This window comes from Pseudomonas brassicae (assembly GCF_010671725.1).
Taxonomy (GTDB): Bacteria; Pseudomonadota; Gammaproteobacteria; order Pseudomonadales; family Pseudomonadaceae; genus Aquipseudomonas; species Aquipseudomonas brassicae.
Map to the genome: position 1 here is coordinate 15,931 of NZ_JAAHBU010000324.1, position 15,602 is coordinate 31,532.

At 63.9% G+C, this 15,602-nt stretch carries 16 protein-coding genes and 1 pseudogene; 6 read left to right on the top strand and 11 right to left on the bottom strand.

Translation table 11 applies throughout. From position 1 onward, the window contains the following. Positions 1-414: 414 nt before the first annotated feature. Positions 415-1,215 carry a cytochrome c gene (locus G3436_RS20310; protein WP_163948668.1) on the top strand — a complete coding sequence of 267 codons (801 nt, stop codon included), beginning with the start codon at positions 415-417 and terminating at the stop codon, positions 1,213-1,215. Between the two features lie 69 nt (positions 1,216-1,284). On the opposite strand, the gene G3436_RS20315 is transcribed toward G3436_RS20310, so the two are convergent. The 5 genes from G3436_RS20315 to G3436_RS20335 all read right to left on the bottom strand — a co-directional run bounded on the left by G3436_RS20315 (position 1,285) and on the right by G3436_RS20335 (position 6,990). Then, entirely contained in the window at positions 1,285-1,614 is a 330-nt protein-coding gene (locus G3436_RS20315; protein ID WP_163948670.1) for a ribonuclease E inhibitor RraB, read from the bottom strand. A 199-nt stretch (positions 1,615-1,813) separates the two neighbouring features. Further along, a complete protein-coding gene (locus G3436_RS20320; protein ID WP_163948673.1) occupies positions 1,814-2,050 on the bottom strand; it encodes a hypothetical protein in 237 nt (78 codons plus the stop codon). 73 nt (positions 2,051-2,123) lie between these two features. Continuing rightward, a complete protein-coding gene (locus G3436_RS20325; RefSeq protein ID WP_163948675.1) occupies positions 2,124-3,449 on the bottom strand; it encodes a hypothetical protein in 1,326 nt (441 codons plus the stop codon). An 11-nt stretch (positions 3,450-3,460) separates the two neighbouring features. Then, positions 3,461-4,777, bottom strand: coding sequence for a hypothetical protein (locus G3436_RS20330; protein WP_163948677.1), 1,317 nt, complete (start codon positions 4,775-4,777; stop codon positions 3,461-3,463). A 125-nt stretch (positions 4,778-4,902) separates the two neighbouring features. After that, complete coding sequence (locus tag G3436_RS20335; protein ID WP_163948679.1) at positions 4,903-6,990, bottom strand: LTA synthase family protein; 2,088 nt, start codon at positions 6,988-6,990, stop codon at positions 4,903-4,905. Between the two features lie 232 nt (positions 6,991-7,222). Between G3436_RS20335 and G3436_RS20340 the strand changes: the two are divergent. Next, a pseudogene (locus G3436_RS20340) lies at positions 7,223-7,695 on the top strand (methylated-DNA--[protein]-cysteine S-methyltransferase). Positions 7,696-7,743: 48 nt separating this feature from the next. On the opposite strand, the gene G3436_RS20345 reads toward G3436_RS20340, so the two are convergent. Then, on the bottom strand, positions 7,744-7,935 hold the full coding sequence (locus G3436_RS20345; protein WP_163948681.1) for a PLDc N-terminal domain-containing protein: 192 nt from the start codon (positions 7,933-7,935) through the stop codon (positions 7,744-7,746). Between the two features lie 130 nt (positions 7,936-8,065). On the opposite strand from G3436_RS20345, the gene G3436_RS20350 reads away from it, so the two are divergent. Next, complete coding sequence (locus G3436_RS20350; protein WP_163948683.1) at positions 8,066-9,001, top strand: ZIP family metal transporter; 936 nt, start codon at positions 8,066-8,068, stop codon at positions 8,999-9,001. On the opposite strand, the gene G3436_RS20355 is transcribed toward G3436_RS20350, so the two are convergent. Both G3436_RS20355 and G3436_RS20360 read right to left on the bottom strand, forming a co-directional pair. Beyond that, positions 8,998-9,528: a hypothetical protein gene (locus G3436_RS20355; RefSeq protein WP_163948684.1), complete on the bottom strand. Its 531-nt coding sequence runs from the start codon at positions 9,526-9,528 to the stop codon at positions 8,998-9,000. The two genes, G3436_RS20350 and G3436_RS20355, sit on opposite strands and share 4 nt — an antisense overlap. 61 nt (positions 9,529-9,589) lie before the next feature. Continuing rightward, positions 9,590-10,114, bottom strand: coding sequence for an ankyrin repeat domain-containing protein (locus tag G3436_RS20360; RefSeq protein ID WP_163948686.1), 525 nt, complete (start codon positions 10,112-10,114; stop codon positions 9,590-9,592). Positions 10,115-10,387: 273 nt separating this feature from the next. Here G3436_RS20360 and G3436_RS20365 point away from each other — a divergent pair, with 273 nt between their 5' ends. Then, a complete protein-coding gene (locus G3436_RS20365) occupies positions 10,388-10,660 on the top strand; it encodes a DUF3509 domain-containing protein (RefSeq protein ID WP_163948688.1) in 273 nt (90 codons plus the stop codon). A 108-nt stretch (positions 10,661-10,768) separates the two neighbouring features. On the opposite strand, the gene G3436_RS20370 is transcribed toward G3436_RS20365, so the two are convergent. From G3436_RS20370 to aroC, 3 genes are read right to left on the bottom strand one after another with little or no spacing between them, the layout of a single operon-like run. After that, a complete protein-coding gene (locus tag G3436_RS20370) occupies positions 10,769-11,296 on the bottom strand; it encodes a 1,2-dihydroxy-3-keto-5-methylthiopentene dioxygenase (protein ID WP_163948689.1) in 528 nt (175 codons plus the stop codon). Then, a complete protein-coding gene (locus G3436_RS20375; protein ID WP_163948691.1) occupies positions 11,293-12,444 on the bottom strand; it encodes an MFS transporter in 1,152 nt (383 codons plus the stop codon). Before G3436_RS20375 ends, G3436_RS20370 begins: the two co-directional genes overlap by 4 nt. Positions 12,445-12,482: 38 nt before the next feature. Further along, complete coding sequence (gene aroC / locus G3436_RS20380) at positions 12,483-13,574, bottom strand: chorismate synthase (RefSeq protein WP_163948693.1); 1,092 nt, start codon at positions 13,572-13,574, stop codon at positions 12,483-12,485. A gap of 142 nt (positions 13,575-13,716) precedes the next feature. On the opposite strand from aroC, the gene G3436_RS20385 reads away from it, so the two are divergent. Continuing rightward, positions 13,717-14,676 (top strand): alpha/beta hydrolase, encoded by a 960-nt coding sequence (locus tag G3436_RS20385; protein ID WP_163948695.1) that lies wholly within the window; start codon positions 13,717-13,719, stop codon positions 14,674-14,676. A 106-nt stretch (positions 14,677-14,782) separates the two neighbouring features. After that, entirely contained in the window at positions 14,783-15,574 is a 792-nt protein-coding gene (locus G3436_RS20390) for a hypothetical protein (protein WP_163948697.1), read from the top strand. The last annotated feature ends 28 nt before the right edge of the window (positions 15,575-15,602 follow it).

A 15,602-nucleotide genomic window follows, 5' to 3' on the forward strand; every position in this document is an offset into this window, starting at 1 on the left:
AGCAGAAGGGATGATCACCATGTGGCCATTAGCCTCATAGCGTTAATTGCTCAAAAGTTACCAGTTAATACGAAAGGGTTCTAAAACACAGGTAACGTTGACCCTAAGGTTAGTTGTATACCGAAACACAGCAGGTTCGTGAACGATGCAGCGGGGATGCATCCAGCACGCTCAGGCGTTGCCCGAACCCTGGACAAGGACGCCATTCGGCACTCAGGAATAACAACAAAAAAGGCAGTCAGCCATGTTCAAACAATCGAAAGTACGTCAAGCCGGGCTCATTCTTTTTGCGACCACACTGTTGTTGATCGTGCCCAATCTCACGCGCCTGTTCGGCTGAGCCAACGCCTCCCGCAGCCCGGCGCCACGTCCTGCCTGGTGTATGCTGCCGACCTCGAAGGTTGGAGATTGGCCATGCGTCGTGATTGCCTTGCCCTGCTGTTGCTGCTGAGCCTGCCATTGCAGGCGGCGCAATTGACCCTGGAGCTGGGCGACGGCACGCGCCAGTGGGCCACGGCCCAACTGCTGGAGCACCCACAGGCGCAGACTATCCGCGTCGACCACGATGTGTCCTACAAGAAGGCCATGCAGTACCGCGCCGTCCCCTTGGCCGTGCTGCTGGAGGGGGTGAGGCCCGAGGACCACCTGCAGGCCGTGGCACTGGATGGCTTTGCCGCCGAGATGCCCGCCGCGGCATTGCTCAAAGATGGCCCGGCACAGGCCTGGCTGGCCGTGGAGGACCCGACCCGGCCGTGGCCGCCGCTCAGCCAGGGCAAAGGCAGCGCGGGGCCCTTCTACCTGGTGTGGACGCATCCCGAGGCAGGCCGGATCAGCCCGGAGCAATGGCCGTTTCAGGTTGCCAGCATCCGCCGCCTCAAGCCGGTGGCCGAACGCTTCCCGGCATTGCGCCCGGCACCGCAGCTACGCAATGACGACCCGATCAACCACGGCTTCGCGCTGTTCCAGAAACACTGCCTGGCCTGCCATCGGCTCAATGGCGCCGGTGACGCGCAGTTTGGCCCGGACCTGAACCTGCCCTACAACCCTACCGAGTACTTTCAGCCCGCGCTCCTGCGCCGCTACATCCGTGACCCGCAGAGCCTGCGCCACTGGCCACAGGGGCGCATGCCGGGCTTTGCCGAAACAGTGATCAGCAATGACGAGCTCGAACACTTGCTGAGCTACCTGGCGCACATGGCCACGCGCAAGCCCTGAGCCAGCGGCAGAAAAAAGGGGGGGAGCAAGCAAGGGGCGGCAGGCCGCCCCGTACACATCTGCCAGGGCTCAGGCCAGCAATCGCTCCTGTTTCACGCCCCAGCCCTGGATCTCACCGCCCAGCGGCGATATGGCAATTTCGAAATCATGCTCGAACTCGCCTATCCCGCCGTAGGTGGCATACATCACCTTGCTCAATTCCAGTTGCCAGCCCTCGTCACTCTCGCGCACCTGGGCGCTGAGCGACTCGCCACGGAACTGTCCTGCTGCCCTGCGCGCCCGCTCCTCGTCCGGGAATACCGCATAGAACTCGATAGGATGGATTTGCGCAAAATCGAAGCCGCCTTCTTTCATGCGGCGTAAAACCGTGCTGCTGATGTCCTCGTACTGACTGCTCATGAATCGTCCTCCTCGTCGCGATGGATAGACTTTCAGTGCGTTATGCACTTGCCCACCACGCGGGACGACAGTGGGCAATTCGAGCGGATGCAGCGGGTGCAGCGATGGTTTGAAGGGAAACAGGGCCGATCAGGCATTTGAACGTGACCCTGCCAGCAGCCTAGCGCCATTCAGCCTGGTATGCCAGTGACAAACACGTTCAGGGCTTCTCGGCAATCGAGGTGATCTCCACCCCGCTCTGCTCCTTGAGCCACTTGGCAGTGGGCGAGGTGACGCGGTCCTGGAAATCGTTGAGATCGAGTTCGGCCATGACGGGAAACAGGTGGGTACGGATCAGCCGCGCAGCCTCTTCAATGCTGGGCTGTTGCTCGGCGGTAAACGGCAGCGAGGTCCTTTCGCCCTTTTGATCGACAAAGGTAATTTCCCACGCTTTCATTGGATTCTCCTCAGTGACGCAACTCAGGGTGAATCAGCCTTACCTTCCGTTGACCCCGCGCCGCGGCGGTTGTTCAGTCGGGCTGGGGCTCGAAGCGATGGCCGCCCGGCAGCGCCCGTATGCTTTTCAAGGTCAGCAGTACATCGGCCTGTACAGACGCGTACGTCAGCGCCGGCTGGGAGTGATCGTCGAGCACCGTCAGCCCCACGCTGGGCTGATACTCGCTGGGAGGCGCGTCGACGGTGAGGGTGAAGGTTTGGTAGTCGACCGGTTTCTGGTACGCATCCTGGGCATAGTAGCCCGCACCCTCGAGGCTGCCGTACACGGCGCCCAGCGGCACGCGCAAGGGACCGAATACGTCGGTCTGGACGAGAATCGGAAAACGGCGGTCGCCCACCTGTTCCAACAGCTTGCGCATCAAGTCGGCGCCTTTGCGGTACTCGCCCCCCATGCTCAGCCGGTGCGGCAGGTGCGGGTTGTTCACGGGGCTGAAGCCCAGGGTGATCGAATGAGGCGCGGCGCCATCGTCGGCAATGAAGCCGAATGGCAGGCAGAAGCCGCTTTGCTGCGGGATTTGGTATTGCTCGCGCGTTCGAAAGGCGGCGAGCAAGGCGCGCGCCTTCGGCTCTACACGCTCCAGCGACGCCGGCGCGCCAGAAGCGTCCGGCCCGGCATTGAACACAAAGCGATAGATGCGCTGGTTGCGCCACAGGTAGGCCTTCAACGTGCCCGGCGTCCAGTCAGCGAACGAATCCGCCATCCCCAGCTCCAGAAAGCGCTCCTGCTCGAACAGCGCATCGGTCGGCCACTTGGCCTGTTCCTCCAGATAGGCTGCGCGTTCGGCCTCCAGCTTGACGGTGGGGCGCCCCTGCGGCGTGAACTCGCGGATCATGTCGTTGAGCACGAACAACTCGGTACTCACCCAGCGGATACGGGTGACGGTCTCCTCCAGGTCGCTACGCTGGTCCAGCAGCGCGGAATAGTCCTGTTTTTTAGCCTTTTTCGCGTCGATCCTGGCCTGCAGCGCCTCGATCTGCGCCTGAACCACGCGCGTCTGCGCCGCGCCGCGATCAGGCCCGTGGACAAGCTGCAGGCGATCAAACACGTTACGGTTCGACACGGGGCTGACTTCGATCTTCACCAGGTAGGGCTGGTCGGGCGTAAGCCCCTCGCCATACACGACCTGCTGGTCACCGAGAGTGAGGGTGGGGCTGATCGGCTCGAAGTCCGGCTTTTGCCAGTAGCCACCCACAAGATGCCAGGCAATCTCCTTGGGCACGTCGAACTGCACCCGCCCCATGCACTCGGTGCGCCAGCCTCGTGGCGTCTGGTAATCCGCTGGCGGCGCGGCCAGCGCTGACAGGGGCGCTGCGAGCAAGGCCAGCCAAATCCAACTCACGTGCGAAGACTTCATGTGCGTTTACCTTTCTGTGCTACCTGTGGTGCGTTCGGCAGGGCGTATACCTGCCCCAGTATGTCGACGGTCTCTGCCTCCAACAGCCTCAGGCTCAGCCCCTCGCGGCTGTGCAACTGGTGTAGCTGCAGGATCATCGAAGGCACGGGCGTGTCACCCAGGTGCGCTGCCCGCAGCTGGAACGTCTCGCGGCGATCCGTATCGTGTTCGAGGTACCACTTGGTCAGCGTGGTGGTTTGCAGGATGCTCATCTGCCCTAGCCGGAACTGCCGCTCGGGCAGTTGCTCGCGTCGGGGGAAGGCGCTGCGATCCAGCGACAGGTCGGCGGCCCGCTGGGCCTCGAACTGTTCTCGCAGCGGCTGGCTGGCTACCTGCAGGTCGTAGCGAAGCGCCTCCTGGTGCCGCCCGAACCAGGCGACGCGCACCGCATAGGGCGGTGTGCCGTCGTCTGCCAGGAAGCCGAATGGCAGGCATACGCCCGGCTGGCGAGGCACTTCGAACGCCGCGCGCGGACGCAAGGCGCCAAGCAGACGGCGCACGTGAGGGTCCAGCCGCTGCAGCGCCTCGTCATCGCTGATACCGCGTTCGGTGTAGCCGAAGCTCAGCTTGTACACCCGCGACTGGCGCCACAGCACCACGCTCAGCTCACCCGAGTTGAACACCGCATAGCCATCCTCCAGGCCAAAGTCCGGCAGTTGCTGCCACTTGAAACGATCGGAGAGCGGATACCCCACGTCTTCGTCGTGCAGCCGCTGAAGTCGCGCCTGCAGCGTATCGATTGGCCAAGCCTTGGCGGCGAAGTCGGCGATCATCGCCTCCAGCGCTGCCCTTTCACCGGGGATCTTGTGGATACGTTCAAAGGTACGCGCAAGCTGCTTGTACCTTTCGTTCAAGGCGTAGTACTCGCTTGGCTTGTGGGCCTTGAGGTACGGGGTCATCAGGTGGCGGACGCGTGTCTGCTCGGCCAGGTTGTACTCACCTTGCGCATCGGCCCGGCTCAGCACCAGGGTGCCCTTGAGGCGCTCGAACTGCGTACGGGTAGTCAGCGGGCTCACATCGATCGTGACCAGGTGCGCTTGCCCGGCGAATGCCGGCGTACCGTAGTCGACCTGCCACGTATCACCACCCGGCATGAACCGGGCAAACGGCACGCCCAGGCGAGCGCCGCCACTCAGTTGCCATTGCAGGCTGCTTGGCACCACCAGCCCGGAACGTCCCACGCACTCTCTGGCAGAGTCGGGGCCAGGCGATGCGGTATCCGCCAGCGCGCAGATCGAATGGAACAGACAAGCGAACAGCACCAACACACGCACGCAAAGATCCTTTTTGCGGGGCGCAATCGAGGCCCCTCTGGCTGAGGCGCGTGATTTGATCACCCATTGCCCTAAAAGCCAAGACCCCAGCAAGCCGGGGTCCTGTTCAGTACAACGCCAGGGCGTTACTGCGGCGTGCTGTGGGTCACACCGGCGGTATTGTCGAGCAGGCTCTTGGTCGCGGTCTGGATATAGGACTCCAGTTGCCGGCTCAACTGCGCCTGGTCGGGGCTTTCAATCACCTCGGCCTTGAAGTTGGCCCCCAACTGGTAGCGATACAGGCGTGGCGCCATGTCCTTGGACTGGATCAGGATACGATCACCCTGCACCAGGCCAACGACCTGCTCGCTGCCCGACGGCTTGATCATGCCGAAGCCCTGATCGCCCGCCGGCAGGTTGAGCAGGTCACGCCCCCAGCATTGCTGGCGGGTTTCGCCACCCAGGCGGCCCATGATGGTCGGCACGATGTCGACCTGGGTACCGACGGTGTGGTTGAGCGCACCGAACTTCTCCTGGATACCCGGTGCAATCAGCAGCAGCGGCACGTTGAAGCGGCCCAGGTCGAGTTCGGTAACCTGCTGTGCATTGCCAAAGCCGTGGTCGCCGACGATAACGAACAGCGTTTCCTTGAAGTAAGGCTCCTTGCGCGCTTTCTCGAAGAACTGGCCCAGCGCCCAGTCGGAATAGCGCATGGCGGTCAGGTGCTCGTTCAGGCGCCCCTGGTCGGTGACCGGTGCGACCGGCAAGTCCTTGGGCAAGGCGTACGGGGTGTGGTTGGACAGGGTCTGCAGCAAGGCATAGAACGGTTTCTTGCCATAGGTGTGCGCCAGCTCCTGCGCGCCGCGATCGAACATGTCCTGGTCGGACACGCCCCAGGTCGGGTCGGAGAACACCGGGTTGACGAAGTCGTTGCGGCCGATGAAGGTGGTCATGCCCTGGTTGCCGAAGAACCCGGACTGGTTGTCCCAGGCAAAGTCACCGTTGTAGACGTACACGTCGTCATAGTCGCGGGCACTGAGCAAGGCCGGCAGGCCCGACAGTTTGTGGCTGCCTTCAGGGGTCTGCATCAGGTACTCGAAGCCCGGCAGGTTGGGAAAGCAGGCCATGGTGGCGAACATGCCCTGGTGGGTATGCGTACCGTTGGAGAAGAAGCGATCGAACAGCAGCCCTTCCTTGGCCAGCTTGTCGAAGTACGGCGTGATGTTGGTGGTGCTGCCCAGGGCGCCGACGGAATGCCCGGCGAAGCTCTCCATCAGGATCACCACGACGTTCTTGATCGGCAGGCTATTGGCCGCCGGTGGATTGAAGTCGCGGCGGATCGCTGCGCTGTCGGCGTCCACCAACTGATCGTGCTCGGTGAGCACCAGGTCACGCACGACCTGCGTGGCTTCTTCCTGCTTGACGGTGGCCTTCCAGACATTGGCGCGGTCTTCACCAAAGCGGCTATGGGCGGCATCGATCAGGGTCAGGGTGCCATTGAGGCCCAGCTGGTTGACGAAGTTGGAGTCGGTGGTGAAGGCATCACCCCAGCGCATCGGCGGGCCCTGGCGCAGGGTACCGCGCGCGGCAATCACTGCCACCAGCAGAATTACCACGAACACCACCGCGCGCATGTACCACGGCGCCACGCTGCGCAGGCCGGCAACACGGCTGGAGTAGGCGTCACGCGGGCGGGTCATGCGGTCGATACCCTTGAACAGCAGGCTCAGCAGCCAGGTGCCAAAGGCCCAGGCCAGCAGGTAGCGCACCACCGGGAAGCCGTACCAGAGCATGCTCAGCACGGTCTTGGGGTCTTCCTTCACGTACTGGAATACCAGGCCGTTGAGGCGCTGGTGGAACTCGCGATAGAAGTCCATCTCCATCAGGCCGAGGAACATCACCACGCTGGACGCTGCCGTCAGCCACAGGCGGAACAGGCCGCGTGCAGCCATGGCGCGCGCGCTGAGGATCGCCAACAGCAACGGGATGCTCAGGTAAACCACCACCCGCAAGTCGAAGCGCAGGCCGTTCAGAAAGCCTTCAGCCACGGTGGCGAGCGGCGTGTCGCCGATCATGTCGCTGTTGTAGAGCAGCAGCGCAAGGCGCACCAGGCTAAGCATCAGCATGATCACCAGGCCGCACAGCAAGGTGTAGGCAAGGTGTGATTTGAGCGTTGGTTGCAGCAGCGGGCGCGAGGCGGCCCGCTGATGACTCAAGGCATCCGTGTTAGCCATGGATTGGGAGATCCCTAGGATTCAGATTTTTATGAGGGCACTGCAGTGAAGCCGCAGCAAAACAGCTTAATTTGCCCTAAACGCCCGGGCGTTGCGAGGCCCTTGGACGAACAGATAATTGCGCGCGCGGATTGTCGGCAATCGGATGTGAAAATTCTGTTGAGGGCCGGGCTCGAACCTGAGCGCGAGGATGCGGTATGGTTGGGGCTGCACGTGTCCGGAGACAGCCTTGATGCATTTTCGTTATCACCCCAGCCCCATTGGCCAATTGTTGCTGGCCGGCGATGCGCAGGGCCTGCATCTGCTGCACATGGACAGCGCGCACCCATGGGCACTGGATGAGCGCTGGCAGCCCGCTGGCGGGCAACTGGACGAGGTGGCACGTCAACTGGACGACTACTTCGAGGGCAGGCGCCAGCGCTTCGAGCTGACCCTGGCGCCACGCGGCACCGAATTTCAGCGGGCGGTCTGGTGGGCTTTGCAGCAGATACCTTATGGCACCACCACCAGCTATGCGCAGCTGCGAACACGATCGGCCGCCCCAAGGCCATTCGCGCAGTGGGCACGGCAAACGGTGCCAACCCGGTCGCAGTGATCGTGCCCTGCCATCGGGTGATCGGCAGCGATGGCAGCCTGACCGGGTTCGCCGGGGGGCTGGAGCGCAAGCAGCAGTTGCTCCAGCTTGAAGGCGCCTGGTTGATCTGACAGACCGCGTCGCGCCCTGGCCAGCAAAGCTGGTGCCTACAGGCCTTGCTAGAGCTTTACGTTGCCCCTGGGCCCGGCAATCGCCCAGATGATCAGCCCCAGCACCGGCAACAGCAGGATCAGCAAGATCCACAACACCTTGGCCCCACCGCTGGCCCCGCTCTTGATCACATTGATGATCGCCCAGATATCCAACGCCAGGATGATCAGGCCCACCAGCCCATTGAACGTAGATCCCATGCCGATACTCCCATGAGTGCACCTGCCACACAGCGTAGCTGGCTATCACGGCCATAGAGGCAAATCGTTCGTCAGCACTACGCCGTACTGCTTACACTCGGCTTATCGATTTGCCCGACAGAGGTCTGCCATGCCCCCCGCCCACAGCGACACCAGCCCACCCTCACTGTGGAGCGCCTGGCTGCAGCAGGCGCAAAACGCCCCCTGGCTCAGTGCCGGCCTTGGCCTGAGCCTGCTGGCGGTACTTGGCTTGCTGCTGGCCAGTGCCTGGAATGCGCTACACGGCGACAACAAGGACAACCTGCAGATGGCCATGCTCGGCGGCCTGGCCGGCTTCGCCGCCACCGCACTGGGGGCAGTGCTGGCCGTGGTACTGCGTGACGTCAGCACCCGCGCGCAGGACGTGATGCTCGGCTTCGCCGCGGGCATGATGCTCGCCGCCAGCTCCTTCTCGCTGATACTGCCTGGCCTGGAGGCAGCCCGCGAGATCACCGGCAACGGCCCCTTTGCCGCGCTCACCGTGGTGGTCGGCATGGGCCTGGGGGTGCTGCTGATGCTCGGACTGGATCGGTTCACCCCGCACGAACATGAAAGCACCGGCCCGTGCGGCCCGCAATCGGAGCGCATCAATCGAGTGTGGTTGTTCGTGCTGGCGATCACCCTGCACAACCTGCCCGAAGGCATGGCCATCGGCGTGAGCTTCGCCACTGGTGACCTCAATGTCGGGCTGCCGCTGACCAGCGCCATTGCCATCCAGGACATTCCCGAAGGGCTGGCGGTGGCCCTGGCCCTGCGCGCCACCGGCCTGTCCAACCTCAAGGCGGCGCTGGTGGCAATCGGCTCGGGCTTGATGGAGCCGATCGGCGCAGTCATCGGCCTGGGCATTTCCACCGGTTTTGCCATCGCCTACCCGGTGAGCATGGGGCTGGCGGCGGGCGCGATGATCTTTGTGGTATCCCACGAAGTGATCCCGGAAACCCACCGCAACGGCCACCAGACTTCTGCCACCCTGGGCCTGATGGGCGGCTTTGCGGTCATGATGTTTCTCGATACCGCCCTTGGCTAGACGTGCACCGCGACCCGCAGCGCCTCCAGCGCAGGCGCTGCGCTGATGCCCACCTCGGCGCACAGTTCGAGCACGCGCGGCAGGTCATTGCCGTACACCAGCACCATCTGCAACTCGTCATCGAGCAACTGGCTGAAGTTGAGCAGGACGTAGCCGCCGTTGTCCTTGTTCATGCTGCCCATCTGCACCTGGATACGGTTGAGCGCGGTGAGCGCCTCGACCTTGACCAGTTGCTTGGGTTTGATGTTGAAGGCAACGTCCTTGCCGAACGAGTCGGTGATCTGCTGGAACAGGTCACTGTAGCTGTCCGCCTGGAACAGCACGGTCTCGGGCAGGCTGCCGACCACCACCCATTCACCCAGCGGGATCGGGAAGCTGTCGTCGTAGTTGATGTCGGGGTTGGCCGCCAGGAACCCTCGCGGGTCGGCGTAGGCCTGGGCGGCTTCGTCGGCAATGCGCTCGATGTCGGCGTCGGCGAGGCAGCCGGAGCTGATTTTGCCGATGAGTTCGACCAGTTGATTTTTCATGACGGGGGCCTTGCGACGCGGAAAAAAGTCGCCAAGGATAGCCGCAAACGCCCCCGAGGGGTTAGCCGGCCAGCGCCTGCAACTGGGCCGCAGTATCCACCGCACCCATGGTTTGCGCGGCGACCAGCGCGGTAGTGCCCTGTGCATCACGGTGCTCGGGGTTCGCGCCTTTGCCCAGCAGGTACGCCACGATCGCCGTGCGATTGAACATGGCCGCCAGCATCAATGCGGTGCGCCCGTCCGCCGCGGCGCCATCGATCGCCGCGCCCTGCTCCACCAGCAACTCGAGCATGGCCTGGTTACCCTTGAACGCAGCGCCGGCGATGGGCAACTGACCCTTGTCGTTGGGCAACTGCGGGTCGGCACCATGCGCGAGCAATACCGACACCGCCGCCAGATGGCCGTGGTAGCTGGCCAGCATCAGCAGGGTATCGCCATTGCCGTTGCGCAGGTTGACCGGCAGCCCCTTTTCCAGCAAACGGCCCAGCATGTCGGCATCGCCCTTGCGTGCACGGTCGAAGACCTCTTCGGCAAACGCTGCGGCTTCGTCATCGTTCATGGGGGTTGGGGCGTGTGGGTCGGACATGGGGAACCTCCTGGCTGCGGTAGAGCCCAAGTCTTTGTCAGACAGCGCGCAAGGTCAACTCGGCATCGCCCATGGGCGTGACAGAGCAAATCTATTGGCCAGCCCACCCTGCAAAATGCACTGTGCAAACTGCACGACCATGCACAATGCACGACACGCCCATGCACAAAAATGCATAAAGCATTGTTTTAAAAGGATTTTTTATATTGAAATAGCTGGCACGGTCGCTGCAACCATCACTCCATGTCTGCCACACAACAGTCAGGAGCTGATATGGACCTCATCCAGCAAAAATTTGCCTCGGTATTTTCCGCCTACGACGTCGCGACCCAGGCCCGCCCCGATGGCGGTGTACTGCTGACATTGCGTGCAGCCGATGGCAAGCAGGTCAAACGCTCGATCTCGTACGGCCAACTGCACAGTGCAGAACAGTTGTCCTGGGCGATCAGCGCGATCCGCCGTGACCTGGCCGAGCAGGCCAGCGAGTTGCCGGTGATTTCGATGCTGCAGAGCCAGCAGCGGTTTGCGTTGCCGACCTACCGTTGACCGCATCGCGGCCTTCGCTGGCAAGCCAGCTCCCACAGCTGCTCCACCGCTCTGAAAACCGGCGTGGTGCGTGGAGGAGCAGGCTTGTCAGCGAATGGAGGGCCGCGCTCAGTCGTCCAACCGCGCAAAACCTTGCGCCACCTTGTCACCGGTCAAGCGGGCAACCAACCCTTGCGGCTGATTGAACAGCCTCACCGCCACGCAATGCGGATGTTCGCCGCCATCGATCCATACCCGTGTACCCGCTGGCACCACGATCAGGTCGCCCTTCTCGCAGTACACGGCATACACATACTCCCCCGCACGCACACTGATCTGGCCACGTCCGGCCGCGAAGAAACGCACCAGGTCTTCATCGTAGGTGTGCTCGTCGAGCAGCTCGATGGCTTGCTCACCACGGGTGCTGATGACATCGACGTGGCGATAGCCACGTTCGGTCATCAGCCTGTCGATGGGCCCGCGGTAGGCCGCCAGCACCCCGTCCTGCCCGGTACCTGCCTGCACGGGCGCCTGCGCCGACCAGCGCTCGAACCGCACCCCATGCTCGGCCAGTGTCGCGGCGATGTCTTCAAGGTGGGTCAGCACCTTGTTGGGGATGTCCGGGGTGGACTGGTGATACACGCTCAGGCAACTCATGGGGCCTTGTCCTCTTTCATTCGAATCGCAATGATAACGGCTGCGGCCAGCGCCGCGACGCTGGCAATACTAAAGGTGGTGGTGGCGCCCAGCGCATTCCAGCTGTAGCCCGAATACAAGGCGCCCAAGGCGCCGCCAGTGCCGGCCAGCGCCGCGTACAACGCCTGGCCCTGGCCCTGCTGACGCGCGCCGAAGCTGCGCTGCACGAAGGCAATCGCGGCGGCATGAAAACTGCCGAACGTGGCGGCATGCAAGAGTTGCGCAACCAGCAGCACGCCCAGGTGCTCGGCAAAACCGCCCAGCAACAACCAGCGCAACGCCGCCAGCACGAAGCTGGCCAACAGCACACGCCGCAACGAGAACCGCGCCAGGATCCAGCTCATGGCCAGGAACATCAGCACCTCGGCCACCACCCCCAGCGCCCACAGCATACCGATGGTGCCACGCAGGTAGCCCAGGCGTTCCAGGTGCAGGGTGAGGAAGGTGTAATACGGCCCGTGACTCAGTTGCATCAACGCCACGCACACATAGAATGCCGCCACACCGGGGCTGGCCAGTTGCTTGAGGAAGCCGCCGCCATTGGCGCGTTCGTGCTGGCCCGGGGGCTGCGCGTTAGGCACCCAGAGGCTGGCCAGCACGATGCCGGCCATGATCACCACCAGCGCCATCGGGTAGATGTCCAGGCTCAGCCATTCGAACAGCCGCCCCAGCGCCACCACAGTCAGGATGAAACCGATCGACCCCCACAGGCGCACCTGGCTGTAGCGCGCGGTCTGCCCTTGCAGGTGCGCCAGCGTGATGACCTCGAACTGCGGCAGCACCGCGTGCCAGAAGAACGCATGCAACGCCATCACCAGCGCCAGCCAGGCATAGCTCTTGGCCACGAGAATCAGCGAAAAACTTGCCAGCGTGCACAGGGCGCCGAGCCGTACGATCAGCAGACGCTGGCCGCTGCGGTCACCCAGCCAGCCCCACAGGTTAGGTGCCACGCAGCGCATCAGCATGGGGATTGCCACCAGCTCGCCTATGCGCGCACTGGAGAACCCCAGGTGATCGAAATACAACGCCAGAAACGGCGCGGTCGAACCCAGCAGGGCAAAGTAGAACAGGTAGAAACTGGACAGCCGCCAGTAAGGAATGGGCGCCACGGCTCAGCGAGCCGCGGCGCAGGCGACGCGTGGGCGCATTACAACTGGCCCAGCACCGGCGTGCCGACCCGTACATCGGCGTTCTGCCCACGGTGACGCAGCAGGTGATCCATCAGCACGATGGCCATCATCGCCTCGGCAATCGGTGTGGCACGGATGCCCACGCACGGATCGTGACGACCCTTGGTGATCACCTCCACCGGGTTGCCGTCGACATCGATCGAGCGGCCTGGGGTGGTGATGCTGGAGGTGGGTTTGAGCGCCAGGTGCGCAACGATGGGCTGGCCGGACGAAATACCGCCCAGAATGCCGCCGGCATTGTTGCTGAGGAAGCCTTCGGGGGTCAGTTCGTCGCGGTGTTCGGTGCCGCGCTGCGCGACGCTGGCAAAACCGGCACCGATCTCGACCCCCTTGACCGCATTGATGCTCATCAGCGCGTGGGCCAGCTCGGCGTCGAGGCGGTCGAAGATCGGCTCGCCCAAACCGGGCATCACGCCCTCGGCAACCACGGTGATCCGGGCACCCACCGAGTCCTGGTCACGCCGTAGCTGGTCCATGTAGGCCTCCAGCTCCGGCACTTTGTCCGGGTCGGGGCTGAAGAAGGCATTGTGCTCCACCGACGCCCAGGTCTTGAACGGAATTTCGATCGGGCCCAGCTGGCTCATGTAGCCACGAATGCGAATGCCCTGGCTGGCCAGGTACTTTTTCGCGATGGCACCGGCCGCCACGCGCATGGCGGTTTCGCGCGCCGAACTGCGGCCGCCGCCACGGTAGTCACGCTCGCCGTACTTGTGGTGGTAGGTGTAGTCGGCGTGGGCCGGGCGGAACAGGTCCTTGATCGCCGAGTAGTCCTTGGACTTCTGGTCGGTGTTGCGAATCAGCAGGCCGATGGCGCAACCGGTGGTACGGCCCTCGAAGACCCCCGAGAGGATCTCGACCTCGTCGGGCTCCTGACGCTGGGTGGTGTGCCGGCTGGTGCCGGGCTTGCGCCGGTCCAGATCGTGCTGCAGGTCGGCCAGCGAAATCTCCAGGCCGGGGGGGCAGCCATCCACAATGGCGACCAACGCCGGGCCATGGCTTTCGCCAGCGGTGGTGACAGTGAACAGCTTGCCGTAGGTATTGCCGGACATGCAGGACGCTCCGCGATCAGCTTTTTAACGGGTTGGTAACAAGCCAATCAGTATACGCAGGGTATACCCTTAGTTCACCTGCGACGGCGAACCTAATGCCGCGGGCCGGGTCCAAACGCCACCTCGTTTCGATAGTGGCCTGATGATGCTGCGCACAACCGCCCTGCTGTTTCTGTTGTTCACCGGCCTGGCCCAGGCGGCCCCCACGGTGCTGCAGCGCCCGATCAGCCTGGATACCGGGGCGGGCACGCTGCACGGCAGCCTGCTGTTGCCGCGCAGCGACACGCCGCCGCCGGTGGTGCTGATCATCGCCGGCTCCGGCCCCACCGACCGTGACGGCAACAACCCGGCGGGCGGGCGCATCGACAACCTCAAGCGTCTGGCACTGCTGCTGGCCAACCAGGGCATCGCCAGTGTGCGCTATGACAAGCGCGGGGTCGCCGCAAGCCGGCCGGCAACCCCGGATGAACGCAACCTGAGCGTGGAGCGCTACGTGGCCGACGCCGTGGCCTGGGGCCAGGCACTGCGCAGCGACCAGCGCTTTGGCAACCTGATCGTGCTGGGGCATAGCGAGGGCGCGCTGATCGCCAGCCTGGCCGCCGAGCAGGCAGGTGCCAGTGCAGTGATCTCGCTGGCCGGCAGCGGTCGCCCGGTCGACCAGGTGCTGCGCGAGCAGTTGAGCGAGCGCCTGCCACCGCAGGAACGCCTGCAGGGCGAGCGTGTGATCGAGCAGCTCAAGGCCGGCCAACTGAGCCCGCAGGTACCCGCCGCCCTGCGTGACGTGTTCCGCCCCAGCGTGCAGCCGTACCTGATCTCGCTGTTCCGCCAGGACCCGGCCGCCGCGTTTGCCCGCCTGCACCTGCCGGCCTTGATCGTGCAGGGCCGCAACGACGTGCAGGTGGATGTCGAAGACGCCGAGCGCCTGCAGGCCGCCAAGCCGGACGCAGAGCTTGCGCTGATCGACGGCATGAACCACATGCTGCGCATCAGCCCGCGCGACATGAGCGCACAGCGCGACAGCTACAGCAATCCGCAACTGCCACTGGCCAGCGCCCTGGGTGAGCGGATCGTCGCCTTCATTCGTCGATTGCCGGCGGCGTGAGGCGAATTGGCGCAAATTGTATCTCCAGTCTTGACCGAAGCGGCCGATAAGCCGGTGCTGGCATCGCTCTTGCGACCAGCCTGCTGCGCACAAGAGGACCGCCGTGATGACTGAAGCCACTCCCCAGGACGCCCAAGACGCGACCGAAGAAGCTCCCGAAGCTGCCCCGCTGCCGTGGGCGGACGTTGCGCCCGAGCATTTCCAGATGCTGCGCCTGGCCCCGCTGCCCACCGACCGCAACATCGGTGCGCGGCCGCTGCGCTTCGTGCAGTACGGTTTCGCCGAGCGCCACAGCAAGACCCACAGCCTGCTGCGCATGGAAGTGCGCCTGCCTGGGCAGAAGGTACGCAAGGAACAGAACCACCTGGATATCTGGGTCGACCACGAACTGCATCAGATCAGGATCAAGCCGGACAGCGGCTTGCAGATCGAACCGGTCAGCCGCGGGCTGGGGCGCTTCCTGCTGGCTCAGGCGGTGCAGTGGGTGCAGCGCAAGTGGTCGCATTACCGTGTCGAGGGCATGGCCCTGGCCAACAAGGACGCGCTGAACGAAGACACACGCCTGCGCCGTGACCATGTGCTGCGCAGCCATGGGATGGACGTAGAGTACGCCGATGCCCAGCACCTGAAGGGGCGTTGCGTGGAAGTACAGGCGGGGCAGCTCAAGGGTGGCTGGAACACCGACAAGGTGCACAAGGTGGAGATTCTGGATGCGGCAGCCATGCTGCAGCAGGCCGAACAGAACCTGCAGGAGAAGGAAGCGCAGTTGCGCGAACGCGACGAGCGGGTCAACCAGTACCGCCGCGAGGACAGCGGGCTGCGCTTTACCATCACCTGCCTGGTGGCCTTCGCGGTGTTCCAGGCCGGGTTGCTGATCTGGATTGCCACCAACCGCTAGACACTTCGCCGGCCAGGCCGGCTCCTGC